The sequence below is a fragment of the Micromonospora sp. NPDC023644 genome (assembly GCF_040640115.1).
Classification (GTDB): Bacteria; Actinomycetota; Actinomycetes; order Mycobacteriales; family Micromonosporaceae; genus Micromonospora.
The window spans coordinates 37,354-60,358 of sequence record NZ_JBFABA010000013.1 but is presented as its reverse complement, the minus strand read 5'-3'; the positions used below and the strand labels follow the sequence as shown (position 1 = coordinate 60,358).

Annotated in this window: 29 protein-coding genes and 1 pseudogene; 11 read left to right on the top strand and 19 right to left on the bottom strand. The window is 74.7% G+C overall.

Translation table 11 applies throughout. The features are described 5' to 3' along the window. Positions 1 to 343: 343 nt before the first annotated feature. The 17 genes from AB0G08_RS12975 to AB0G08_RS12895 all read right to left on the bottom strand — a co-directional run bounded on the left by AB0G08_RS12975 (position 344) and on the right by AB0G08_RS12895 (position 8,435). Positions 344 to 1,690, bottom strand: a complete 1,347-nt coding sequence (locus AB0G08_RS12975; protein WP_358086774.1) for an AAA family ATPase — start codon at positions 1,688 to 1,690, stop codon at positions 344 to 346. Then, the gene (locus AB0G08_RS12970) at positions 1,687 to 2,043 is read right to left on the bottom strand and encodes a hypothetical protein (RefSeq protein ID WP_358086772.1); all 357 of its coding nucleotides are present in this window, start codon (positions 2,041 to 2,043) and stop codon (positions 1,687 to 1,689) included. The genes AB0G08_RS12975 and AB0G08_RS12970 overlap by 4 nt, the downstream gene beginning before the upstream one ends. Before the next feature lie 98 nt (positions 2,044 to 2,141). Then, complete coding sequence (locus tag AB0G08_RS12965) at positions 2,142 to 2,951, bottom strand: hypothetical protein (protein WP_358086771.1); 810 nt, start codon at positions 2,949 to 2,951, stop codon at positions 2,142 to 2,144. A gap of 3 nt (positions 2,952 to 2,954) precedes the next feature. Beyond that, positions 2,955 to 3,752, bottom strand: a complete 798-nt coding sequence (locus AB0G08_RS12960; RefSeq protein WP_358086769.1) for a hypothetical protein — start codon at positions 3,750 to 3,752, stop codon at positions 2,955 to 2,957. After that, positions 3,752 to 4,585: a PD-(D/E)XK nuclease-like domain-containing protein gene (locus AB0G08_RS12955; RefSeq protein WP_358086767.1), complete on the bottom strand. Its 834-nt coding sequence runs from the start codon at positions 4,583 to 4,585 to the stop codon at positions 3,752 to 3,754. Before AB0G08_RS12955 ends, AB0G08_RS12960 begins: the two co-directional genes overlap by 1 nt. Continuing rightward, positions 4,582 to 4,842, bottom strand: a complete 261-nt coding sequence (locus AB0G08_RS12950) for a hypothetical protein (protein ID WP_358086765.1) — start codon at positions 4,840 to 4,842, stop codon at positions 4,582 to 4,584. The genes AB0G08_RS12955 and AB0G08_RS12950 overlap by 4 nt, the downstream gene beginning before the upstream one ends. Next, the gene (locus AB0G08_RS12945; RefSeq protein ID WP_358086763.1) at positions 4,839 to 5,012 is read right to left on the bottom strand and encodes a hypothetical protein; all 174 of its coding nucleotides are present in this window, start codon (positions 5,010 to 5,012) and stop codon (positions 4,839 to 4,841) included. Before AB0G08_RS12945 ends, AB0G08_RS12950 begins: the two co-directional genes overlap by 4 nt. Beyond that, positions 5,009 to 5,359, bottom strand: a complete 351-nt coding sequence (locus AB0G08_RS12940) for a WhiB family transcriptional regulator (protein WP_358086761.1) — start codon at positions 5,357 to 5,359, stop codon at positions 5,009 to 5,011. The genes AB0G08_RS12945 and AB0G08_RS12940 overlap by 4 nt, the downstream gene beginning before the upstream one ends. Continuing rightward, the gene (locus AB0G08_RS12935) at positions 5,356 to 5,670 is read right to left on the bottom strand and encodes a hypothetical protein (RefSeq protein WP_358086759.1); all 315 of its coding nucleotides are present in this window, start codon (positions 5,668 to 5,670) and stop codon (positions 5,356 to 5,358) included. Before AB0G08_RS12935 ends, AB0G08_RS12940 begins: the two co-directional genes overlap by 4 nt. Further along, positions 5,667 to 6,221 (bottom strand): hypothetical protein, encoded by a 555-nt coding sequence (locus tag AB0G08_RS12930; RefSeq protein WP_358086757.1) that lies wholly within the window; start codon positions 6,219 to 6,221, stop codon positions 5,667 to 5,669. Before AB0G08_RS12930 ends, AB0G08_RS12935 begins: the two co-directional genes overlap by 4 nt. Beyond that, positions 6,218 to 6,451, bottom strand: a complete 234-nt coding sequence (locus AB0G08_RS12925; protein ID WP_358086755.1) for a hypothetical protein — start codon at positions 6,449 to 6,451, stop codon at positions 6,218 to 6,220. The genes AB0G08_RS12930 and AB0G08_RS12925 overlap by 4 nt, the downstream gene beginning before the upstream one ends. Positions 6,452 to 6,454: 3 nt before the next feature. Beyond that, a complete protein-coding gene (locus AB0G08_RS12920; RefSeq protein WP_358086753.1) occupies positions 6,455 to 6,829 on the bottom strand; it encodes a hypothetical protein in 375 nt (124 codons plus the stop codon). Then, the gene (locus AB0G08_RS12915; protein ID WP_358086751.1) at positions 6,826 to 7,080 is read right to left on the bottom strand and encodes a hypothetical protein; all 255 of its coding nucleotides are present in this window, start codon (positions 7,078 to 7,080) and stop codon (positions 6,826 to 6,828) included. The genes AB0G08_RS12920 and AB0G08_RS12915 overlap by 4 nt, the downstream gene beginning before the upstream one ends. Further along, positions 7,077 to 7,541: a hypothetical protein gene (locus tag AB0G08_RS12910; protein WP_358086750.1), complete on the bottom strand. Its 465-nt coding sequence runs from the start codon at positions 7,539 to 7,541 to the stop codon at positions 7,077 to 7,079. Before AB0G08_RS12910 ends, AB0G08_RS12915 begins: the two co-directional genes overlap by 4 nt. Further along, on the bottom strand, positions 7,538 to 7,909 hold the full coding sequence (locus AB0G08_RS12905) for a hypothetical protein (protein ID WP_358086748.1): 372 nt from the start codon (positions 7,907 to 7,909) through the stop codon (positions 7,538 to 7,540). The genes AB0G08_RS12910 and AB0G08_RS12905 overlap by 4 nt, the downstream gene beginning before the upstream one ends. Before the next feature lie 92 nt (positions 7,910 to 8,001). Further along, positions 8,002 to 8,184: a hypothetical protein gene (locus tag AB0G08_RS12900; protein WP_358086746.1), complete on the bottom strand. Its 183-nt coding sequence runs from the start codon at positions 8,182 to 8,184 to the stop codon at positions 8,002 to 8,004. Then, on the bottom strand, positions 8,181 to 8,435 hold the full coding sequence (locus AB0G08_RS12895) for a helix-turn-helix domain-containing protein (RefSeq protein ID WP_358086744.1): 255 nt from the start codon (positions 8,433 to 8,435) through the stop codon (positions 8,181 to 8,183). The genes AB0G08_RS12900 and AB0G08_RS12895 overlap by 4 nt, the downstream gene beginning before the upstream one ends. Positions 8,436 to 8,669: 234 nt before the next feature. Between AB0G08_RS12895 and AB0G08_RS12890 the strand changes: the two genes are divergently transcribed. From AB0G08_RS12890 to AB0G08_RS12870, 5 genes are all read left to right on the top strand, one after another. Then, positions 8,670 to 9,107, top strand: coding sequence for a helix-turn-helix transcriptional regulator (locus AB0G08_RS12890; protein WP_358086742.1), 438 nt, complete (start codon positions 8,670 to 8,672; stop codon positions 9,105 to 9,107). Continuing rightward, a complete protein-coding gene (locus AB0G08_RS12885; RefSeq protein WP_358086740.1) occupies positions 9,107 to 10,552 on the top strand; it encodes a recombinase family protein in 1,446 nt (481 codons plus the stop codon). The genes AB0G08_RS12890 and AB0G08_RS12885 overlap by 1 nt, the downstream gene beginning before the upstream one ends. A gap of 19 nt (positions 10,553 to 10,571) precedes the next feature. Continuing rightward, positions 10,572 to 11,423: a single-stranded DNA-binding protein gene (locus AB0G08_RS12880; RefSeq protein ID WP_358086972.1), complete on the top strand. Its 852-nt coding sequence runs from the start codon at positions 10,572 to 10,574 to the stop codon at positions 11,421 to 11,423. 525 nt (positions 11,424 to 11,948) lie between these two features. Beyond that, positions 11,949 to 13,070, top strand: a complete 1,122-nt coding sequence (locus AB0G08_RS12875) for a cobalamin biosynthesis protein (protein WP_358086738.1) — start codon at positions 11,949 to 11,951, stop codon at positions 13,068 to 13,070. Beyond that, complete coding sequence (locus tag AB0G08_RS12870) at positions 13,067 to 14,611, top strand: cobyric acid synthase (RefSeq protein ID WP_358086736.1); 1,545 nt, start codon at positions 13,067 to 13,069, stop codon at positions 14,609 to 14,611. Before AB0G08_RS12875 ends, AB0G08_RS12870 begins: the two co-directional genes overlap by 4 nt. 468 nt (positions 14,612 to 15,079) lie before the next feature. Here AB0G08_RS12870 and AB0G08_RS12865 read toward each other — a convergent pair whose 3' ends face one another. Further along, positions 15,080 to 15,481, bottom strand: coding sequence for a rhodanese-like domain-containing protein (locus AB0G08_RS12865; RefSeq protein WP_357867486.1), 402 nt, complete (start codon positions 15,479 to 15,481; stop codon positions 15,080 to 15,082). On the opposite strand from AB0G08_RS12865, the pseudogene AB0G08_RS12860 reads away from it, so the two are divergent. From AB0G08_RS12860 to AB0G08_RS12845, 4 genes and pseudogenes are all read left to right on the top strand, one after another. After that, positions 15,416 to 16,331: pseudogene (locus AB0G08_RS12860) on the top strand (hypothetical protein). The gene AB0G08_RS12865 and the pseudogene AB0G08_RS12860 sit on opposite strands and share 66 nt — an antisense overlap. Before the next feature lie 210 nt (positions 16,332 to 16,541). After that, positions 16,542 to 17,894, top strand: a complete 1,353-nt coding sequence (locus tag AB0G08_RS12855; RefSeq protein WP_358086970.1) for a dipeptidase — start codon at positions 16,542 to 16,544, stop codon at positions 17,892 to 17,894. Positions 17,895 to 17,971: 77 nt separating this feature from the next. Continuing rightward, positions 17,972 to 18,178 carry a hypothetical protein gene (locus AB0G08_RS12850; protein ID WP_334607940.1) on the top strand — a complete coding sequence of 69 codons (207 nt, stop codon included), beginning with the start codon at positions 17,972 to 17,974 and terminating at the stop codon, positions 18,176 to 18,178. A gap of 119 nt (positions 18,179 to 18,297) precedes the next feature. Beyond that, positions 18,298 to 19,890, top strand: coding sequence for an ATP-dependent DNA ligase (locus AB0G08_RS12845; protein ID WP_358086734.1), 1,593 nt, complete (start codon positions 18,298 to 18,300; stop codon positions 19,888 to 19,890). Positions 19,891 to 19,921: 31 nt separating this feature from the next. Here AB0G08_RS12845 and AB0G08_RS12840 read toward each other — a convergent pair whose 3' ends face one another. Further along, positions 19,922 to 20,749, bottom strand: a complete 828-nt coding sequence (locus tag AB0G08_RS12840) for an SURF1 family protein (RefSeq protein ID WP_358086732.1) — start codon at positions 20,747 to 20,749, stop codon at positions 19,922 to 19,924. 278 nt (positions 20,750 to 21,027) lie between these two features. Between AB0G08_RS12840 and AB0G08_RS12835 the strand changes: the two genes are divergently transcribed. Then, positions 21,028 to 22,419 carry a cobyrinate a,c-diamide synthase gene (locus AB0G08_RS12835; RefSeq protein WP_358086730.1) on the top strand — a complete coding sequence of 464 codons (1,392 nt, stop codon included), beginning with the start codon at positions 21,028 to 21,030 and terminating at the stop codon, positions 22,417 to 22,419. Next, positions 22,416 to 22,985, top strand: a complete 570-nt coding sequence (locus AB0G08_RS12830) for a GNAT family protein (protein ID WP_357867275.1) — start codon at positions 22,416 to 22,418, stop codon at positions 22,983 to 22,985. The genes AB0G08_RS12835 and AB0G08_RS12830 overlap by 4 nt, the downstream gene beginning before the upstream one ends. The last annotated feature ends 20 nt before the right edge of the window (positions 22,986 to 23,005 follow it).

Genomic DNA, 23,005 nt, shown 5'->3' with positions numbered 1-23,005 from the left:
GGCGGCGCGCTGGCGGGCGGCGAGGTCTGGGTCGGCCTGTTGCGCTGCGAGCCGGTCGAGCACTTCCTCGGCGATGGGGCCGACGGGCTCGGGCTCCGCGCTGGGGGTGTTTTGTTGATCTCTCCCCCCTCTCGGGTCACGTTCCGGCCTCCCTATAGAGAGGCCGGAAAACGTGACTTTCCGAGGGAGGGGCCGCGTGACTTTCTCTTCCGGGCCGCGTGAGTTTCTGACCTGCGGAAACTCGGCGGATGTATCGACGCGTGACTTTCCCCGTGACTTTCGGCCAGACATCGACGTGTGACTTTCTCCGTGAGTTTCTTCGCCACGCTTCGTGGCTGACATGTCACCGCTCGTGTCGGTCATCGCTGGCCTCCGAATCGGGCATCCAGGACGCGGGAGCGGCGGCGAACCAGCGGGTTCCGTGACCCCGGCCGCCCTTCCCGCCCGTCTCGGCGCGCTCCGTCAACAGGCCCTGCTTCACCAGCTCGCGCAGCTTCCGGCGGGCCTTCTCCACCTGCGCCGCGGTCGGCTTCTCCGTCGAGAAGATCCGCCCCGCCGCCTCGTTCGCCGAGATCCCGTCGGTCACGCAGCGGCGGGCCAGCACCATCACGTCGGTGTCCTCGTTGTGGAACACCTCCGACAGGCCGGTCTCCCGGTTGTGCAGCACCCGCAGCGGCCCCACCTCGTTCATGGGCTGCTTCAGGTGGGTGAAGTCGATGACCGGGTCGCCCGGGTCGCCCCACAGCAGCACCACCGAGCCGCAGCCGGACGTGAGCCACGTCGAGCCGTAGATGCCGTTGATGTTGTTCGGCTTCCCGCCGTCCGCGCCGCTCTTCACCACGTGGTGCAGCTCGACGATCTGGACACCCTCGGCGAGGGCGAGCTGGCGGGCCCGGTTGTAGCCGGCGCCGACCTCGTCCTTCGACAGGCCCACCGCGGCGTCCTTGAGGCTGTCGACGAACACCACATCGGCGCCGTGCTGCTGGGCCAGGCGCAGCAGGCCGGCCGGGTCGGCGGCGAAGTCCGTCGGCGGCGGCCCGGACCAGAACCGCAGCACCTCGGCGAGGTAGGAGCGGCCAATCTCCTCTTCGGCGTCGGCGAACATGCGGGCGAGGTTGCGGCGGGCCTGCTCGGGCCGGTCCATCGCCAGGTACAGCACCCGCTGCTCGCACGGCTCGACGGGGAAGCCGAGCACCTCGCCGGAGATGCCGGCGACGGCGCGCAGGAGCTGCCCGGCGATGGTGGTCTTCCCGACGCCCTGCGGGCCGGCGATCATCAGTGCTTCGCCGCGGGCCCACAGGATGTCCTCGCCCTTGCCCCACAGCGCCGGGGGCGTCGGCGGCAGGTCGAGCAGGAAGCTCGCGCCGTCGTGCACGCGGGCCGCGTCGTCGGCCTGGGCCTTGGCCAGCACCGCCTGCTCTTCGTCGTAGGTGGCTTGGGCGGCGGCACGGGCCTTGAGCCGGATGAGTTCCCGCTCGGTCTCCTCCTCGAGGTAGCGCGCCTTGCGCTCCTCACGCTGGCGGACCAGCTCTTCGCGCTGCCGGACGCGGGCGGCTTCGACCTGGGCGCGGGCGGAGGCGGTCTGCTTCTCCCAGGCGGCGTGCTCTTCCGGGTGCCGGTCGGGGTCGAACGGGTTGGGTTCTTCCGGCGCCACGGTGTCCATGCCCTCCCAGTCGATGTCGACGGTCATGCCGTCACCTGCTCGCCGGGGGCCAGCGGGCGGCCGGTCTCCCAGTCGACGGGCCCGCCGTCGTAGCGGTAGCCGGGCGGTCTGCCGAGTTCGGCGTTGATCTGGGCGGCGCAGGCGGGCATCTCTGCCATGCGCTGCTGGTAGCGCTCCTCGGCGGTGGTCCGCTGCTGCGGATGGCGGGCCCAGGTGGCGTGCAGCTCGGCGACGTCGGCGACGTACTCGGCGGTGCGCCCGGACTCGTAGGCGAGGTGCATCAGGTAGGCGACCTGCTCGCGGTTGAAGGTCTGCTGAGGGCCCTGCAAGGCGTCAGCGGCGGCGAGGATCCCGCCGGCGCTCGGGGTGGTGCTGGTCATCAGGTCCCCCCTGGTCGTGGTCGTGCTGGTCGTGTGGTGGGGCCCCGTCGCGCGCTCGATGCGCGGTGCCGGCCTGGTCCGGGCGGGGCGGGCCGTCATCAGGCGGCCTGGTCGGTGAGCTGGCGGACGATGCGGCGGGCGTGGCCGCCGGAGAGGCGCAGGTGGGTGCCGATGGCGGTGGCGGTCATGCCGCGCTTGAGGCCGATGCGGAAGGCATGGACCCGCTCGGCTTCGGTGAGGCGAACCCGGTCGCCTTCGAGGGCGCGGCGCACGGCGACCTCGTCGACCAGCTCGTCGGTGTCGGGGCCGCCGAGGTTGGGCTGCTCGTTGGGGTCGTCGATGTCGTCCCAGGCGAGCGGCGGGGCCCAGCCGTGGCGTCGGGCGGACACCTTGGCCCGGGACGCCGGGTAGCCAGCCGGTGCCGGCACCGGCGACAGCTCCTCGTAGAGCTGGTGGATCAGGTCGGCGGTGGCCGGGGTGACGTTCTTCCGCCGGCCGCTGACGATCAGGTTGAGGTTGCCGACGCTCCAGCCGATGCGGGCGGAGAGAGTGGACTGGTCCCAGCCGAGCGTGCCGAGTGCCTGAAGGCGACGCCGGGAACCGGTGGCGTCGACGTAGGGCATCTGCGGGTTGGTGACGGCGAGGAGCTTCCGCGCGCAGGTGACGTGGACCTTGGTGGTCTTGCCGCCCAGGATGCGGCGGATGGTGTGCTCGGTGACGCCGGCGTTGCGGGCGAGGGTGTCCCGGCCGATGCCGCGGCGGCGCAGGGCGAGGATGTGCTCGCGGACGGGTGCCGGGTCGACCCAACGGTTCCATCGGCCGTAGGCGATCTGCCGGCGGCGGTGCCGCTCGTAGTCGGTGTGGCCGAGGGCTTTGGCCGTGGGGCCTTCGGTGATGATGATGGTCATGGCTCAGGCCGCCTCGGCGAGCTGGGCGGAGCGGGCGGACCAGGCGTCGAGCACCTGCGGGTCGCGGATGCCGTTCTGCTGGCAGACGGCCTTGATCTCGTCGAGGCGTTCCTGGGTTTGCGCGGCGGCGATCTCGTCGAGCACCTCGGCGGCGGTGAGCGGCTGCTCGTCGGCGGCGGTCGGCTCGATGAAGTCGGCGGCGGAGACGAGCCGCGGCGCGGGCCGGTGCTCGACGGTGACGCCCTGGTCGCGGATCTCCTCGGCGGTGTAGGGCATGCCCATGATCGCGTCGGATGCGATCCACCGGCACACCTCGGCGGTGGCGCGGGCGACGAGCATGGCGGCGGGCTGCTGCTTCCACTGCGACTTGCTGGTCAGCCCCATCTGCTGGGCGCGCTCGATCGTCCAGGTGGAGGTCTGCCACTCGCTGTCGTCCTTGCGGCGGCCGACGACGACGGCCCGCTCGGGGCTGGACTCCTGGACCTTCACCTCGTGGCCGAGGCCCTGGGCGATGGCCCGCAGCGTGATGGCCTTCGGGGCGGGGGTGCCCTGGATGTTGTCGAAGGCCCGCAGCGAGGCGATGGGGCTGAGGCCGACCTCGGCGCCGGCGAGGATGGCGGCGGCGGCCTCGGCGGGCTTGCCGCGGTAGGCCTGCGGGGCGACGGCGGTGTTGCAGATGCCCTCGGCGAGGCTGTGCGCGGCGTGGGCGGCCTGGGCCCACTGGACGAGCTGGGCGGTGGCGGGTTCGGTGCCGGTGGGGACGGCGAGGTGCTGGTCGGCGCGGACGGCGATGTCGCTCATCAGAACTCCAGGGCTCGGAGGGCGTACGGGGGCAGCGAGATGGTGGTGATGTCGGCCGGGTAGCCGGGCCACTCGCCGGTGCGTTGGCACTCGGCGAACTTGTCGATGGCCTTGTTGTTGAGGTGGCGGCCGGCGGCGAGTTCGTCGGGGCCGAGCTGCACGACGTGCACGAGGTGCGGTGGGGCCTTCTCGACGAACACGAACAGGAACGGCAGGTCGCCGAGGCCGAGCGTCCGGGCGCCGTCGAGGTAGTAGTCGGCTTGGGCGTGGTAGCCGTAGCGGGCGATGGCCTTGGCGACGTGTTCCTCGTCGGCGGACTCGCAGCTCTTGAGGTCGACGATGGCGTCGGTGCGCAGCCAGTCGAGGCGGGCGCGGCGCCAGATGCCGGTGCGCTCGTCGGTCCAGAACAGCGACTGCTCGGGCTGGCCCTTGGACAGCAGCGCCGCGGCGAGCGGGTGGCGGCGGACGGCGGCGGCCATCGCGTCGACCTGCTCGGCCTGGTGGGCGAGCAGCGGCACCTTGCCGGCGGCGTACGCCTCGGCGCGGGCTTCCTTCGCGGCCTTGGTCTGCCACGTCTTGGCGTCGACGACGACGATGGCGGCGCCGACGCCGAGCACGCGGGTGTGGAACGCCTTGCCGAGGTCGAAGTCCTCGCGGGACGGCGGCGGGTTGTCGACGTCGTGCCGGTAGTGGGCGGGGGTCTTCGGCGGGACGAGCTTCCGGGCGCCCGACGACGAGAGGCTGCCGCCGGGGACGGGGTCGGCGTGGTAGACGTTCTCCGGCATGTCCGGGTGGATGCCGGGCTCGGTAACGAGCACCTCGGTGGTCGTCACGCCGCACCCCACCGGTGCTCGGTGCCGGCGCCGATGCCCGCCATGTTGGCCACGGCGAGCGTCCGCGAGTCCCAGTAGTCGGGGTCGACACCGCTGCACTCCGGGCAGTACGACACCTTCTCGCCCTTGCCGTCGACGCCGAGCCGCCAGCCGGCGACGCGGGCAACCTCCTCGACGGCGAACGGCTTGTCCGCGCTGCCGGGGAGCGTCTCGCCGAGGTCGCAGTAGGTGCAGGTGAATCGCTGCTGGGTGGTCACGGCTGGCCTCCCGTGAAGACGTTGGGGTCGTGGATGGGGCAGCGGGGGCCCTGGATGAAGGCGCGGACGCCGACCTGGCTGCCGCACTCGCGGCCCTCGGCGCCGATCCAGTGCCGGCAGGGGCTGGTGGTGGTGCCGTTGCCGGGCGGGTGCTTGACCGTGGTGCTCATGCGACGGCCGGCTTGTGGTAGTTGTGCTCGCGGGAGCAGCCGGTGCAGCGCTGCTGGTTGTGGGTGCGGGGTCTGAACGGCTTGCGGCAGCCCCGGCACGTGCGGGAGGCGGGGAGGTTCGCCTTGGCCCACTCCTTGCGCTCCTTGCCGGTCATGCCGGCGCGGACGCCCTCGAAGTCGTGGGTGCGGATGGACTCGATGAAGCACTCGGTGGCGACGGGGCAGCCGTTGCAGCGGGCCTTGGCGCGGGGCTCGTCGGCGACCCGCTCGGGGTACATCTCGTCGGGGTCGACGCCGCGGCACTTGCCGCGGAGCCGCCAGTCGAGGTCGACGGTGGGGGCGGTCACCGGGTACCTCCTGCGGCGAGGTGGTCGGCGATGCGGGCGGGCTCCAGCGGGCCGACGATCAGCACGCCGAGGTGCTCGTCGACGACGGGCCGGTAGGCGACGGCGGCGAGTGCGGCGGCGGGCCGGCGGATGGGCGTGATGAGGGCGGTGGCGGTGAGGTCGGGGCGGCTGGTGGCGGGCTCGTCGCGCAGGGCGGCGAGGGGCGACCAGTTGTCGTCGGCGCCGGGGTGGGTGTCGAGGCCGAGGCGGGTGGCTGCGGCGGCGCGGAGGTACTGGACGGTGGTGATGCGCATGGGCGCGGGGGCGGTCACAGCGACACCCCCGGCAGCGCGACGGTCTCGACGGCCCGGGTCTCGGGGCGCTCGTCGTCGTCGATGACCGGCCGGCCGAGGTCGGCGAGGATGGCCTTGAAGTCGAGCGCCAGGTTGGCGACCTCGTCCTCCGCGAGGGGCCGGTAGTCGCCCTGCTCCAAGTACTCCAGCAGGCCCTGAACGTGCTTGATGGCGCGCTCGTTGCCCTGCGCCTGGTTGGCCCAGGCGGTGTTGGCCTTGACGGCGCTGTCGCGGTCGGCGCGGGTGCCGGCGAGTTCGCGGGTGGCGTGGTCGAGGGCAGCGCGCACGTCGGCCAGCTCGGTGGTGAGGGTGACGGCCTCCTCGCGGAACTCGTCGCGCTCCTGCTGCGCGTCGGCGACGGCGCGGCTGTAGACGGCCTGGGCGGCGCGGAGCTGCTCGACCTCGTCGCACAGGGCGGGCACGTCGGCGGCCGACATCCGGCCGGAGAACCTGTCGGGACGGGCCTCCCGCTGCATGCGCTGGAAGGTGACGGACCGGGCGCGGATGGCGTCGATGTCGTTGGTGGTCATGCGAGGCTCCAGATCAGGAGGGCCAGCAGGATGGCGTCGAGGGCGACAGCGAGCGGCAGCGCGTGGAGCAGGCCGCGGAAGAACGGGGCCGGCCGGGGTGCGACCGCTGGGCAGGCGAAGCCGTGCTCCCGGCCCGGGCGCGCCCAGCAGAGGCCGCAGTAGTCGGAGCTGGTGTTGACGGGCGTCCCGACGGTGGGCTTCGGCCGGTGGTGGATCGCGAAGACGGCCACCTGTCAGCCCACCAACTGGTCGGTGAGCACCGAGCAGGTCTCGCCCTCGCAGGCGTTCGCGGCGATGGCGAATGCCCGGACGAGGGGAAGGACCACCGGGTCGGCGACGAGGGACTCCATGGTGCGGGTCCAGTCGATGTCCGACTCGGTGAGCTTGCGGGCCGCGATGCGCAGGCAGGTGAGGCAGACGGAGGTGGTGAAGACCATCCGGCCGCTGAGCAGGTGGGTGATGGTCCAGCCTCCGTGCAGGCTGCCGTCCTCCTGGATGCCCGGCGTGATGGCCAGGCCGGGGGCGATGGTCTCGCCGATGACGGCCAGTTCGGTGATCGGGCCGTCGGGGCGGTCCTGCATGCAGATGGTGACGGGGACGATGCTCATGCGGCGGCCCTCCGGTGGGCGAGGTGGATGACGGGGGCGTAGGCCAGCTCGATGCGGGCCCGGGTGGCGTCGCACTCGTCGGTGGACAGGTCGCCCGGCAGGTAGCAGTCGGCGGGCACGAGGCGGGGCCGCCGCGGGGTGTGCGGGTACTGCGGCGGGTCGGCGGGCGTGGTGGCCGGCCTGGTGGGGGCGGGGGTCGCGCCGGCCCGGTCGAAGATGCGGCCGAGGTTGCCGAGGTCGATGGCGGTCATCGGTGGCCTCCGGTGCACTCCCACGCGGGCGGGTCGAGCGGGCCGTAGGGCAGCATCACGAGTCCGCTGGTCGCGCCGCAGGTCCGGCAACGGCGGTCCGGGTTGGTGTCCTTGGTCGGGGTGGCCCAACTCGCCTTAATCTCGGCGGCGGTCTCGTCCTCGACATCGGCGAAGTAGCCGTCGTGCCAGCCGGCCGCGTACTGCGACGACAGGTAGACCGGCAGGATGCCGAGGGCGACGAGCAGGTCCACGGCCTGGCGGATGCTGCTGGCGATGTGGCCGGCGGTCGGGCCGAAACGGCCGGTCGCGGACTTCCGGCGCCGGAGTTCGAAGCCGTTTGACCGGATGGTGATGCTGGTGTCGGCGTTCTCCCAGCGGTATTCCTTCCACTCCCAGCCGTTGGTGCGGGCCCAGCGGTGCACGTCGGCGAGGAGGCGCCGGTCGTCGGTGGTCTGGCTCATCGCGCACCGCCGGCGACCATTGCGCGGTAGTGGCCGGCGAGCAGCTCGTACACGGTCGCGTCGTCGTCGCACTCGGCGACGCCCTTGACCTCGTCAGCCCAGCGCTTGCCCATCGAGTCGATGACGTCGCCGGCCGGGTCGAGCAGGGCGAGGTGGTTGCCGAGCAGGTCGTAGGAGACCTGGCCGTGCTCGCCGGTGACGGTCCAGCGGTAGCCGATCTCGCGCTGGGTCTTGTCGGTGGCGAGCAGCTCGCCGGTGGGGATGACCGTGGCGGCTGGCGGGGTGGGCCGTTCGCTGGCCGGGCTGTGGTAGCTGTCGTTGAGTTGGCAGCGGCCCATGTGGTCGACGGCGCTGGGGTTGGGGTTCATGGTCTAATCCCTTCGTTCGGGCGTCCCTGCGGCTCTTGGTCGGGTAGCGGGGGCGCCGTTCGCGTCTCGGGCCGGGCGGCCCGGACGGGGTCTCAGGCGGCGTCAGCCGCGGTGCCGGCCTGTCGGCGGCGCTTCACGGCGAGCAGGATTTCGGCGAGGGCCTGGCTGAGGGACTCGGCGGCGGCCTGCCCGGCGGGGCTGTCCGGGTCGAGCGCGGTGATCTGCTTCCTCGGGCCCGACGGCAAGGCGTGGGCGCTGGACGTCGGCTGCGTCATGACGTCACCTCGAAGAGTTCTTCGACGGTGGTCCCGAGCCCCTCGGCCATCCGCATCGCGGTCTCCAGGGTCGGCGTGACCTTGCCCTGGCGGATCTTGTAGAGGTTGGTCCTCTCGATGCCGAGCGTGCGGGCGAGGTCGGTCTTGCTGACGTCCCCCCACCGCTGGTCGACGAGCTGGTCGAAGACGGTGGTGCGCATCCGAACCGGTGAGGGTGTGGCGTTGTCGCTACGTGTCGGTGCGGCGTTCATGCAACAGACCGTACGCCCGGAGTGCTCGATGTTGCAACCCTGCAACACATCGGCCGTTCGGGTGATTTGAGAGCGCCTGGAAAGTCACCTACCGTTGCACCCATGCAACGTGGAGAAAAGGCCGTCCGGGTATGGACTCGGCGGCATATCAGGCTGCGGCAAGAGCGCCGCACGACCCGTCCAGATCCGTCCCGACCTGCGGAAACGCCCCACGGATTGCTCTACCGTGTGCCTGTGGCGACCACTACAACACCCGAGCGTGGCAACTGGGCCACGTATGTGACCCGCGTACGCGAGCACGTCGGCATGACGAAATCGGAGCTGGCCCGACGCCTCGGCGTGGACCGCGGCACCGTCATCCGATGGGAATCGGGCAAGAGCCGACCCGAGGACGCCGTCGTCGTCACAGCCTTCGCCGAGCTGTTCGATCTGGACGTCGACGAGGCCCTCACCGCCGCCGGCCTGCGAGTCAGCGCCACCCCCGCGGCGCGCCCCAACCGCGACGCGCCACTCGATCCCGACCTGAAGGTCATCATGCGGAGGCTGACGAACCCCGACGTCAGCGAGGCCGAGAAGACGACTATCCGCGCCACACTCCGCTACCTCGCCCAGGTTGCCGAGCAGCAGGAGCGCGGCGCGGCTCCGAACCAGGACGACCGCGCCGTCAACTGATGCCCCGCCGCCCTAAGCCCGCGCCTGACCGGCCGGGCCGAGTTGTGCTTTACGTCCGCGTGTCCGCTCTCATGGGGCGCGGCGGCAACGACTTCCACAGCCCCGACGTGCAGGTCGCCGCCATGCGCCGCGCCACCATGGGGATGGTCGAGGTCGACCTCGTCGAGGACATCGACCGCAGCGGAACCCACTTCTCCCGCGAAGGCATCGAACGGGTCCGCCGGATGGCCCGCGCTGGGCACCTCGACGCCATCGCCGTCTACGACGTGTCCCGGTTCGGTCGAGACGTGCTGGAATCCCTGCTGGTGCTCCGCGAACTCGCCCAGTCCGGCGTCACGATCATCTCCGCGTGCGAGCACATCGACACGTCCTCGCCAGCCGGCGAGATGATGCTCATCAACATGCTCAACGTCGCCCAGTACCGGGCGCGTGAGATCGGCCGAGGCTGGTCCAACACGATCGCCCGCCGAGCCGAACGCGGACAGCACCATGGCCGGCCGCTCGGATACACCCGCCACGACAAGCGGATGGTGCCCGACCCGATCCTCGGGCCCGCGATCACCGAGGCGTTCCGCCGGTACGCCGCCGGCGACCCGATCGGCGAGATCACCAGCTACCTTGCGGCCGTGCGCGGCACCGCGATGATCGCCGCGAACGTCAAGAAGCTGTTCCGCAACCCCGTCTATCTCGGCCAGGTCGTCGCGGGCGACGAGGTATTCCCCGGACAGCACGAACCTCTCGTCGACGAGGACACCTGGCGGCGGGTGCAGGAGCGCCTCGTCGTGGACGCCGGGACCCCACCGAGGCATCTGGCGCCGACGTGGTCGCTGGTCGGGCTGTGCGAATGCCCGGCGGGCCACAAGCTGCAACGGCAGCCTCACCGCCACCGCCATGGCGGGCTCGTGGACCGGCTGGTGTGCGGCATGGGCCGCGGCGGCGTCGCTGGCGGCTGCGAGGGTGTGGGCCGCCCCCTGCTGGACGCGGTGGAGGCCGAGGTGCTCCGCCAGGTCGCCGAGTACGCGGCGCGCCTGCGCACGGACCACGAAGCGCGGGAGGCGCGGCTGGCGAAGCTGACCGCCGGCCGGGCGGACCGCGGCGCGTTGGAGCGGCGACTGAAGGATGCCCGCGCGGGCATGGTGCGGCTGGCGAAGAACAACGCGTTGGATCCCTTGCCCGGCGAGGTGTACCAGCAGGCGATGGCCGAGCTGCGGGATGCAGAGCGGGCGACGGTCGCGGAGCTGGCCCGGCTGGGGCCGGCGGAGGAGTCACCCGACCCGGCCGAGGCGGCGAGCGCAGTGGATGCTCTGCTCGGGTTGTGGCCGGAGATGACGCACGCGGAGCGGGGAAAGGCGCTGCGGGCGGTCGTGGAGCGGGTGGTGGTTCGGCCGGCTGGCCGGTGGCGTGAGCCCGAGTCGGAGCGCGTTGACGTGCAGTTCCGCTGGTAGCGGTTACCGATCTGTCAGGATCGTGGGCAACGTGCTGACCGCGCCGGAGTGGCGTCGCACCACCCAGAGCAACACCCTGGTGGCCAACTTCAAGGTCGCCTCGACCGCCCGCCGGCTCGACCGCGACAGCGGGCGCTGGGTCGACGGCAACAGCCTGCGTGTCCGGGTCAACTGCTGGCGCAAGCTCGCCGAGGGGGTGGCCGCCTCGGTGATGGTCGGCGACCCGGTGGTGGTCTGCGGCCGGCTCTACACCCGCGACTGGACGGACGACGCGGGCAACCACCGCTCGCTCTACGAGCTGGAGGCGGTCGCCGTCGGCCACGACCTGTCCCGGGGCCGCAGCCGGTTCCGGCGCAACCGGCCGACGATGACGACAAGCACGATCGAGGACACCGAGGCCGAGCACCGGGTGCACGGCGAGGCGACCGAGCCGGTGCCGGACGGGGAGGCCCCCGTCCTGCCGGACCGCCGCCCGCTCGACGACGACTTCGAGCCCGACTTCGGCGCGTACCCCGCCGGCCGCGCCCTGCCGGCCGACGCCGCCGTCGACGGCTCGCTCGACCCCTTCGACGACCCGGCGGACGACCCCCAGGGCGAGGAGCCCGACGGCCCGGAGCTGGAGGACGGCCGAGGGCCAGGGGAGAGGGGAGGGACGGGGGACGGCCGCGAGCCGGAGATCGATGGTCCGACGCCGGTGACCGACGGTCCGTCGCCGGAGGCCGGTCCGTCGCAGGACGCGGCGGGTGCTCGGGGTGACCGGCGTGACGTGGCGGCGAGGGAGCCGAGCCCGTCGTCCGAGGAGGTCGGGGCGGGCGTCTCCCCGACCGGCCGTGGCCGCCGGGGGCGGGGGAGGGTGCCGCAGCCCGCGTGACCAGCCGCGCCCGGGTGACACGCCGGGGGCGGGGCCGGGGTGTCGCAGCCCGGGTGAGTGGCCGCGTCCGGGCGACAGGACGGGGGCGGGGTGGCGCCGGCAGCGCCGGTGTCACCCCGCGTGTCGCCCGTGGCGCTCCGGTGGGCGGTGCGTTGGCGGGCGGCGTTTCGGGGCGCGGCGGTCAGGTCGCCCACCGGTACGGGCCCCCGACGCTCACCCCTGGACACTGCCCGATCGTGGCTTCGGTCGTGCGGTGATCGTTTGCGGATCAGCCGGGCGCGCGCCGTCGTTTCGCCCGGGCCGACGTCAAATGATCACGGGCCTCGTGGGGCTGCGTGCCGGTTCCGTCCGCCCCGTTCGTGTGGTCGTCGATCCGTTCGCCCCGCCTGGCCGGCCGGACGCGACGACCGGGGCGGGCCCGGCTCGGGGTAGTCGGGGACGGCGACGGCGGGGCGCGGGTGGTCGGGTTCTCGGTCGGGGACGGGTGGGCGCTCGGCTAGGCTGGCCGGCCGGAGGTGGTGGCGGGTGCGACAGGCAACGCCGGTGGCGACTGCGGCGGGACTGGTCGCGGGGTACGCCCTCGACGCGCTCCTCGGGGACCCCCGCCGGTACCACCCCGTGGCCGGCTTCGGCCGCGCCGCCGGGGCACTGGAGCGGCGGCTGTACCGCCCGGAGCGGCTCGCCGGCGCGGCGTTCACCGCGCTGGCGGTCGGCGCGCCGGTGCTGCTCGGGGTGGCCGCCACGGTTGCCACCCGACGCCGGCCGGTGGCCCGGGCGGCTCTGGTCGCCGCCGGCACCTGGACGGTGCTGGGCGGGCGCACGCTGCGGCACGAGGCCACCGTGATGGGGCGTGCGCTGCGCGCCGGCGACCTCCCGGCGGCCCGGCAGCGGCTCGGCCACCTCTGCGGCCGCGACCCGTCCGCGCTCGACGAGCCCGAGCTGGCCCGCGCCACCGTGGAGTCGGTCGCCGAGAACACCTCGGACGCGGTCGTCGCCCCGCTGCTGTGGGGCGCCGTCGCGGGGCTGCCCGGCCTGCTCGGGTACCGCGCGGCGAACACCCTCGACGCGATGGTGGGCCACCGCTCGCCGCGCTACGCCCGGTTCGGCACCCCCGCCGCGCGCCTCGACGACCTGCTCAACCTGGCGCCCGCGCGACTGACGGGCCTGCTCACCGTCGCGGTCGCGCCGACCGCGCACGGCGACCGGGAGCGGGCGTGGCACGTGTGGCGCCGGGACCGCAACGACCACCCCAGCCCCAACGCCGGGCAGTGCGAGGCGGCGATGGCCGGTGCCCTCGGCGTACGGCTGGGCGGGCGCAACGTCTACTTCGGGCGCTCCGAGGTACGTCCGTTCCTCGGCGACGGCCCCCGGCCCGAGGCGCGACACCTGAAGCGGGCCGCCCGGATCTCGGGCGCGGTCGGGCTGGCGGCGCTCGGGCTGGCCGCCGCGTACCCGCTGACCCTCGGCTGGCTGGTGGGCGCCGTCGGCCGCCGGGCCGTGCACCGCGGTGTCGTCGGGCAGCGCGTCCTCCGACAGCGCGTCCTCCCACAGCGCCTCCTCGGGCGGGGCGTCCTCGGGCGGGTCGGCATCGGCCGGCCCGTCGTCGGGAGCGTCGTGGCGTCAGCGGGGCGGGGGAGTCAACGGTGAACGGCGGCCTGCTGGTCGCCGGCACCACCTCCGACGCCGGCAAGAGCGTGCTCACCGCCGGCATCTGCCGCTGGCTGCACCGCCGGGGCGTGAAGGTGGCGCCGTTCAAGGCGCAGAACATGTCCAACAACTCCGCTGTCGTCGTCGGCCCGGACGGCCGGGGCGGCGAGATCGGGCGGGCGCAGGCGATGCAGGCCGCCGCCTGCGGGCTCGCCCCCGACCTGCGGTTCAACCCGGTGCTGCTCAAGCCAGGCAGCGACCTGGCCAGCCAGGTGGTGCTGCTCGGGGAGGCGGTCGACACGGTCACCGCGGGCAACTTCCGCGAGCTGCGTCCCCGGCTCGCCGAGACGGCGTACGCGGCGCTGGCCGAGTTGCGGGCCGCGTACGACGTCGTGATCTGTGAGGGCGCCGGCAGCCCGGCGGAGATCAACCTGCGCGCCGGCGACTACGTGAACATGGGCCTGGCCCGGCACGCCGGCCTGCCCACGATCGTGGTCGGCGACATCGACCGGGGCGGGGTCTTCGCCTCGATGTTCGGCACCGTCGCCCTGCTGGACCCGGCCGACCAGGCGCTGATCGCCGGCTTCGTGATCAACAAGTTCCGGGGCGACCTCGGGCTCCTCCGGCCGGGGCTGGACATGCTGCGCCAGGTCACGGGCCGGCCGACGTACGGGGTGCTGCCCTGGGCGCTCGACCTCTGGCTCGACGCCGAGGACTCGCTCGCCTACGGCCGGGTGCTCGGTCGACCGGCCGCCCCGCGCGGCACCGACTGGCTGGACGTGGCCGTGGTCCGGCTGCCCCGGATCAGCAACGCCACCGACGTCGAGGCGCTCGCCACCGAGCCGGGCGTACGGGTCCGGCTCACCGTCGAGCCGGCCGAGCTGGCCGCCGCCGACCTGGTCGTACTGCCCGGCTCGAAGTCGACCGTGGCCGACCTGGCCTGGCTGCGGCAGACCGGCCTGGCCGACGCCGTCCTGGCCCACGCGGCGGCGGGCAAGCCGCTGCTCGGCATCTGCGGCGGCTTCCAGATGCTGGCCCGGGCGATCCACGACCCGGTGGAGAGCCGGCAGGGGAGCGTGTCGGGGCTGGGCCTGCTGCCGATCGAGGTCACCTTCGACCCGCGCAAGACCGTCCGCCAGTCGGCCGGCACCGCCGGCGGCGACGTCCCGGTTCGCGGCTACGAGATCCACCACGGGTACGTCTCACACGCCGACCCGGCGCTGACCCCGCTGCTGACCTGCGCGGACGGCAGCGGCGAGGGCGCGGTGGACGGTGCCGTGCACGGCACCCACTGGCACGGCGCCTTCGAGTCCGACGGGTTCCGCCGCCGGTTCCTGACCGAGGTGGCCCGGCTCGCCGGCCGGACCGGCTTCACGGTGGCCCCCGACACGGTCTTCGCCGCCGCCCGCGAGCGCTCCCTCGACCTGCTCGGCGACCTGGTCGAGGAGCACCTCGACACCGACGCCCTCTGGCGCCTCGTCGAGTCCGGCCCGCCCGCCGGCCTCCCCTTCATCCCACCCGGCGCCCCACCCCGCCCCTGAAACCCACCCACCCGCGCCGCCGCACCGGCTGCCCTGGCGCACCTGCACCCTCGCACCAGCACCGCCGTCGCACCCCGCACCGCCGGCACCTTTGTGCCCTCGCACCCCGCACCGCCGGCACCTTCGTGCCCTCGCACCCCGCACCGCCGGCACCTTCGCGCCCGCGGCGCCCCGGCGCCCTGCACTCGCTCCGCACCGCCGCGCACCCGCGCCGCCCCGCGCCGCGCTCGCGAGGTTGATCAAGAAGTTTGCGTCCGGCGGGGCCGCGAATCATGACGCAAACCTCTTGGTCACCGATGTTCGGCGGTTTTGAGGCACGTGTCTGGGGTCGGTGCGGCGGCGATCTGCACGGGGCTCGGCAGGGCGCGACCCTGGCGGGGACTGGGGCCGGGGACCGGGGCGGGGACTGGGGCCGGGGACTGGGGCTGGGGACCGGGGCTGGGGACCGGGGCGGGGACCGGGCGGGGGTCAGTGGCGGATGTCGGCGGGGCGGTCGGACATGGGCAGCCCCGCCTCGCGCCACGCCTGCACGCCACCGATCATGTCGGTCGCGTGGTGCAGCCCGAGCGCCCGCAGACTCGCGACCGCGAGGCTGGAGCTGTAGCCCTGGCGGCACACGACCACGATCCGCTGGTCGTACCCCGTGGCCTCGGGGATCCGCCACGCGCTGGCCGGGTCGAGTCGCCACTCCAGCACCGTCCGGTCGATCACGATGGCGCCGGGGAGGTCGCCCTGCTCCCGCCGCTGCACGTCGGTGCGGGTGTCGACCAGCAACGCCCCGGTACGGACCGCCTCGACGGTCTGGTGCGGGGTCAGCCGGCGTACCCCGGCGCGGGCCTGTTCCAGGAGGGCGTCAACGCCCGGACTCATCACGCTGTGGGACACCAGCAGATCATCCCGCCCCGTCCCGGGTACCGCCCGACGAACGCCCCGGCCCGCCCGACGACCGCTCGTTCGGGCGACCCCCGATCGGAGTGCCCGTGCGGGCCGAGGACGCCGGGCTTGCCGTCGACGCCGGGCTTTCCGCCGACCCCCGGGCCTCCGCCGATCCGGCCCGCCCGGCGGCCGGGGATCCGGCCTGGTTACCGTCGGCCGCGTGGCAGTGGCGGTGGTCGAGGCGTACGACCGGCTGGCCCAGCGGGTGCTCGCCGGGCCGGCGCGGTTGGGACGGACCCGGCTGGTGGCGGTGGACGGGCCGAGCGGCGCGGGCAAGAGCGTGTTCGCGGCGCGGCTCGCGGACGCCCTCGCCGCCCTGCCCGGCGGCGGCCCGCCGGCGGTGGTGCACACCGACGACCTGCTCGACGGCTGGGACGACCAGTTCACCTTCTGGCCCCGGCTGGAGGAGTCGGTGCTCGGGCCGCTGCGCGCCGGTCGGCCGGGGGCGTACCGCCGGTACAGCTGGGTGCGCCGGGCCTTCCTGCCGCGCCCGGTGCCGGTCCCGGTCGTGCCGGTGCTGCTCGTCGAGGGGGTGAGTGCGGCGCGGGCCGCCGCGGCTGCGGACCTGACCCTGGCCGTCTTCGTCACCGCCCCGGCGCCGCTGCGGCTGGCCCGGGCGCTGGAGCGCGACGGCCCGGGGATCCTGCCGGAGCTGCGCCGCTGGCATCTCGGCGAGCGGGCGCACTTCGCCGCCGACGGCACGGAGGCACGGGCGGACCTGGTGGTCGACGGCGCCCCGGGCCTGCCACACGACGCCGACCGCTACTACGTGCGCCGCCGCTGAGGCCGTCGGGGCGCGCGGCGTCGCGGACCGCTGCCGCATGTCCCGTCGTTGAGGCCCCCGGGCGGCGTGACGTGGTCGGTCGGTCGCCGCGTGCGCCGCCGCTGAGCCCGCCGCTGGGTCGCCGGTCGGGTCGGACCCGCCCGTCGCGCCGGGCTCGGGCGGTGCGGTCGGTAAGGCCGGCATACGATGCCGGTCATGACCACACCGATCATGTCCGAGTCCGAGGTCCGGGCCGCCGTCGAGCGGGAGCTGCCCGGTGTCCGCGCCGACCTGGAACGCCTCGTCCGCATCCCCGGCATCGCGTTCGAGGGCTTCGACCACTCGCACGTGGAGCGTTCCGCCGAGGCGGTGGCCGAGCTGCTGCGCGGCTGCGGCCTCGACGTCGAGATCGTGCGCTCCGGTGGCCAGCCGGCGGTCATCGGGAAGAAGGCGGCCCCGCCCGGCGCGCCGACGGTGCTGCTCTACGCCCACCACGACGTGCAGCCGGTCGGCGACCTGACGCTGTGGGAGTCGGACCCGTTCGAGCCGGTGGAGCGGGACGGCCGGCTCTACGGCCGGGGCGCCGCCGACGACAAGGCCGGCATCATGGCGCACGTGGCGGCGCTGCGCGCGTACGGTGACGCGCTGCCGGTCGGCGTGGTGCTCTTCATCGAGGGCGAGGAGGAGTACGGCTCCGACTCGCTGGAGCGGCTGCTCGCCGAGCACCGCGACGAGATCGCCTCGGACGTCATCGTGATCGCCGACTCCGCCAACTGGGACATCGGCGTACCGGCGCTGACCACCTCCCTGCGCGGCATCGTCAACTGCTTCGTGGAGGTGCGCACCCTCGACCACGCCGTGCACAGCGGCATGTTCGGCGGCGCGGTGCCGGACGCCCTGACCGCCCTGGTGCGGCTGCTGGCCACCCTGCACACCGACGCCGGCGACGTGGCCGTCGACGGGCTGGTCGCCCGGGAGGGCGCGAGCGTCGACTACCCCGAGGACCGGTTCCGCGCCGAGGCCGGGCTGACCGAGGGCGTGAGCCTCATCGGCACCGGGCGGATCACCGACCGGCTCTGGACCAAGCCCGCCCTCGCGGTGCTCGGCATCGACGCCCCGGCCACCGCCGAGGCGCCGAACGCCCTGGTTCCCGCCGCGAAGGCCAAGCTGAGCGTACGGCTGGCGCCGGGCGACGACCCGAAGCGGGCGTACGCGGCCCTGCGCGCCCATCTGGAGAAGCACGCGCCGTGGGGCGCGCGGGTGAGCGTCACCTTCGAGCACGACGGCGACCCGTGCGTCATCGACGCGTCCGGCCCGATGTTCGACGCGGCCCGCTCGGCGTTCCGGACCGCCTGGGACGGCACCGACCCGGTGGACCTCGGCATCGGCGGCTCGATCCCGTTCATCGCCACCTTCCAGGAGATGTTCCCGCGCGCGGCGATCCTGGTGACCGGCGTGGAGGACCCGCACGCCCGGGCGCACGGCCCGAACGAGAGCCTGCACATCGGGGAGTTCGCCCGGGTCTGTCTCGCCGAGGCGCTGCTGCTGAAGAACGTCGCCGAGGCGGGCGTCGACGGGCGTTAGGTGTCGGAACCGTAACTTCGCGGTCGATGTGGGCGTTTGCGGTGTGTCGGCCGCGTGGTTGTTATAGCCTCTCGAACATGCGTACGAACGAGGTGATGGGCCGGCTCGAGGCCGCCGTCAGCGCACTGGGGGACGTCGACGTCTCCGCGTGGTCCGAGGACACGCTCAAGGAACAGCTCGGCGACCTGTCCGCCGCGCTGGTCGCGCTCGACCGAGGGCTCTCCCGGGTCGCCGAGGAGATCCGCGCCCGCGGCCTGCGCATCGAGGAACCCGTCTCGGCCTGACCCGCTCGGCATCCGGGTCAGGAGCGCCACCGCGAGGGCGGCACCCGTCCCTGAGGGGCGGGTGTCCGCCGGCGGTCGGGCGCGGCAATGCCCGGGTCGTGTCGGGGGTGGCTGGCAGGATGGAGCCCGTGCGGTTCCTCGACCTGGCAGCCACCTCCGCCGCCGTCGGCGCCACCCGGGCCCGACGGGCCAAGGTGGAGCTGCTCGCCGCCGCGTTGCGGGCGCTCGACCCGCCCGAGGTCCCGGCGGGCGCCGGCTGGCTGGCCGGCGAGTTGCGCCAGCGGCAGACCGGGGTGGGCTGGGCGAGCCTGCGTGACCTGCCGCCGCCGGCCGCCGAGCCGACCCTCACCGTGGCGGCCGTCGACGCGGCCATCGACGAGATCGCGGCCGTGCACGGGCCGGGTTCCCAGGCCCGCCGCCGGGCGCTGCTGGGCGCGCTCTACGCCGCCGCGACCGCCGAGGAGCAGCGGCTGCTGACCGGCCTGTTCAGCGGCGAGCTGCGCCAGGGCGCGCAGGCGGGGCTGCTCGCCGACGCGGTGGCCCGGGCCGCCGACGTGCCGGTCGCCGCCGTACGCCGGGCGCTGCTGCTCGCCGGCGACCTGCGCGCGGTCGCGGTCGCCGCGCTCGACGGGGGCGCGCCGGCGCTGGCCGCCTTCGGCCTCCAGGTCGGCCGCCCGCTCGCGCCGATGCTGGCCCAGAGCGCGCCCTCGGTCGACGAGGCGCTCGCGGCCACGGGCGTTCCCGCCGTGGTCGACGTGAAGCTCGACGGCATCCGGATCCAGGTGCACCGCTCCGGCGACGACATCGCCGTGTTCACCCGCAGCCTGGACGACATCACCGCCCGGGTGCCGGAGGTGGTCGCCGCCGTGCGGGCGCTGCCCGCCCGCGAGCTGGTGCTCGACGGGGAGGCGATCGGGCTCGACGAGACGGGCCGGCCGCTGCCCTTCCAGCAGACGTCGAGCCGGGCGGCGCGGCGCACCACGCCCAGCAGCGCCGGCCGCGCCCCGGTCGCGCCGGCCGTGCTCGCCGCCGCCGCGAGCACCGGCGAGACGGTGCTGACGCCGTACTTCTTCGACCTGCTCCACCTCGACGGCGACGACCTGGTCGACCGGCCCGGCCGGGAGCGCTGGGCCGCGCTCGACGCCGCGGTCGACGCATCGCTGCTGGTCGGCCGGATGGAGGTGGACGGCCCCGAGCGGGCCGGCGAGGCGTTCGCCGCCGCCATCGACGCCGGCCAGGAGGGGGTCGTGGTGAAGGCGCCCGACGCCCCCTACGACGCCGGCCGGCGGGGCGCCGCCTGGGTGAAGGTGAAGCCCCGGCACACCCTCGACCTGGTGGTGCTGGCGGTGGAGTGGGGCAGCGGCCGGCGTCAGGGCTGGCTGTCCAACCTGCACCTCGGGGCCCGCGACCCGCGCACCGGCGACTTCGTCATGCTCGGCAAGACGTTCAAGGGCCTCACCGACGAGCTGCTGCGCTGGCAGACCGAGCGCTTCCTCGGCCTCGCCGTCGAGCGCGGCGACTGGGTGGTGCGGGTCCGCCCCGAGCAGGTGGTCGAGATCGCCTTCGACGGGGTGCAGACCAGCTCTCGCTACCCGGGCGGGATGGCGCTGCGCTTCGCCCGGGTGGTGCGCTACCGCGAGGACAAGACGGCGGCGGAGGCCGACACCATCGACGCCGTACGCGCCATCCACGCCGGTCGCGTCACCGGCTGAGCGGGCGGGCGGGCCCGGCCGGCGGGGACGGTCAGGCTGCGCCCTGCGCCGCGGGCTCGGCGGCCCGGTCGACGGGCCCCCGCGGCCCCACGCCCGCCAGCCGGCGGGCCTCCCGGCGGGCCACCCAGCCGTAGCCGAACAGGGTCATGACGGCGAAGATCCACCACTGCACGACGTAGCCGAAGTTCTGCCAGTTGTTGGTGTATCCGACCGGCACGTCCTTGAAGGCCGGGTCCTCGACCGGGGCCTGCTCGTCCAGCAGCAGGTACGCCCCGTGCACCGGGTAGGGCAGCTCCCGGGCCAGCCGGGGCACGCCGATCCGCCGGGTCTCCAGCTTGCCGTCACGCCGGGTCACGGCGACCGAGCCGCTCTCGCTCAGGTGCACCCGCCCCGTCACGGTGACCTCGCCGGTCGGGAGGGCCGGCACGTCCGGCTGTACGGTCGCGTCGCCGCCCCGGGCCGGCGGGATCCAGCCCCGGTCCACCAGCACGGCCGTGCCGTCGCTCAGCACGAGCGGGGTGACCACCTCGAAGCCGACCGTGCGGTCCACCGAGCGCCCCCGGACCAGGACCACGTTCGCGGGGTCGTAGCGGCCGGTCACGGTGACCTTGGTCCAGGCCCGCTCCGCGGCGGGGGCGGGGCCGGCCGTGCCGCTGCCGCCGGTCGGGGCGGGCAGCACGTCACGCAGCGGCACCGGGTCCATCCGCAGGCCGGCGTCGATCCGTTCGTTGATCTCCGTGCGGCCGTGGTAGCGGTCCAGCTGCCAGTTGCCGAGCAGCACCATCACCGCCGCGGCGACCAGGGTCAGCGCGAGAATGCCCAGCCAGCGCGGCGTCAGCAGGAACCGGTACACGCCCACGAGGCTACCCCTGTGACCGGAGGCACTCGCTCCGACAGCCCCCTTCCGAACCCGGGCGGGCCGCCGCCGGGCCCGCCCGGCCGCGCGCCCACACCGTCGCCGGACCGGCTCGGCGGCACTCCGACACCGTCGCCGGGCCCGCACCGGCCCCAGCGCCGACACCGCCGACAGGGGCCGTTCGGCGGCGGTCACCCGCCGGTCGGTTGGGCTATCGTCACGCGGACGGACCGCGCGGTCGGTCCGCCGCAGGTCCCCCGCCGCCCCGCAGGGAGTCGATGATGACCGTCGTGCCGCGCCTGGTGCTCAGCGCGCCGTCCTCCGGCCACGGCAAGAACGCGCTGGCGATCGGGCTGCTCGCCGCGTTCGCCGACCGGGGCCTGGACGTCGCCGGATTCAAGGTCGGCCCCGACCACGTCGACGCCGCGTACCTGGGGCTGGCCGCCGGCCGCCCCGGTCGGACCCTCGATCCCCGGCTGGTCGGCGCCGACCGGGTCGCCCCGCTCGTCGGCCACGGCGCGGCCGGCGCCGGGCTCGCGGTGGTGCAGGGCAGCATGGGGCTGTACGACAGCCTCGCCGGCCGCCCGGAGAGCGAGTCGACGGCCGCCGTGGCCACCGCGCTGCGCAGCCCGGTCGTGCTGGTGGTCGACGTCGCCGCGACGGGGCAGTCGGTGGCCGCCCTGGTGCACGGCTTCCGGTCGTACGACGAGCAGCTCTGGCTCGGCGGGGTGATCCTCAACCGGGTGGCGTCCGCCCGGCACGAGGAGCTGCTGCGCGAGGCGCTCGACGACATCGGGGTGCCGGTCTACGGCGCGCTGCGCCGCCAGGACCTGCCGTCCGTGCTGCCCGCCCGCCGGTACGGGGCGGTGCCCGCGCTCGCCCGCACCGAGGAGGCCATCCGCGCGGTCCGCCGGCTCGGCGAGGCGGTCGCCGCCGCCGTCGAGCTGGACCGGCTGCTGGGCCTGGCCCGCTCCGCCCCGCCGCTGCCCGCGCCGCCCTGGACGCCGGAGGCGGGGCGGGAGACCGCCGGGTCGCGCCCGGTCGTCGCGGTCGCCGGGGCGCCGGGCGGCAGCTACAGCCACGCCGAGACCGCCGAGCTGCTCCGGGCGGCCGGCGCCGAGGTGGTGACGGTCGACCCGCTGCACGACGAGGCGCTGCCCGCCGGCACCGGCGCGCTGGTCGTCGGCGGCGGGCTGCCCGAGTCGTACGCCGGGCAGCTCTCCGCCAACCGCCGGCTCTGCATCGCGGTCGCCGAGCTGGCCCGCACCGGGCGGCCCGTCGTCGCCGAGGGGGCCGGGCTGCTCTGGCTGGCCCGGGAACTGGACGGGCTGCCCATGTGCGGCGTGCTCGACGCGGTGGGGACCCGCCGCGACGGCCTGGTGGTGGGCTACCGGGAGGCGACCGCGCTGACCGACAGCCTCGTGGGGCCGGCGGGCACGGTGGTGGCGGGGCACAAGGAGCACGGCAGCGTCCTCACCCCGCGCGCCGGGGCGCGGCCGGCGTGGAGTTGGGACGGCGGGGCGCCCGAGGGCTTCGTCTGGCGGGGCGTGCACGCCTCGCAGCTCACCCTGCACTGGGCGGCGTATCCGCAGCTGGCGGCCCGGCTGGTCGACGCGGCGGCGCGGGCGGCGGCCGACCCCGCGACCGCCCGGCCCCACGGGGTGCCCGCGTGATCGGCCAGGTGGCGGTCCGCCGCTTCCCGGCGCTGACGGTCTCCACGCCCCGCACCGAGGTACGCGCGCTGACCGGGGCCGACGCGGCGGCGGCCGACGAGGTCTTCGCCGACCGGCAGACCCAGCGGTGGCTGCCGCTGGCCGACACCTCCGGCCGGATCGACGGGCTGGCCTGGTGCACCGACCTGGCGCGGCAGCGGCGCGACAGCGGCGACGGCGACCACTACGCGGTGGTACGCCGGGAGGACGACCGGGTGGTGGGCTGCCTGTGGACCCGGCGCACCGACTGGGGCGCCCGGTGCACCGAGGTCTCCTACGCGATGGCGGCGCACGCGCGGGGCTTCGGCCTGGCGGCCGAGGCGGTCGACGCGCTCGCCATCGCGCTGATCCTCGAACACGGCTTCCAGCGCGTCGAGCTGCGGGTCGCCCCCGGCAACCTGGCCTCCCGCCGGGTCGCGGAGAAGGCCGGGTTCAGCTACGAGGGCCTGCTCCGCAACGCCGGCTTCGTCCGCGGCGGCCGGGTCGACCTGGAGGTCTGGTCCCTCGTCTCCGCCGACCTGCGCTGAGCCGCCCGGCCCGCGCCGAC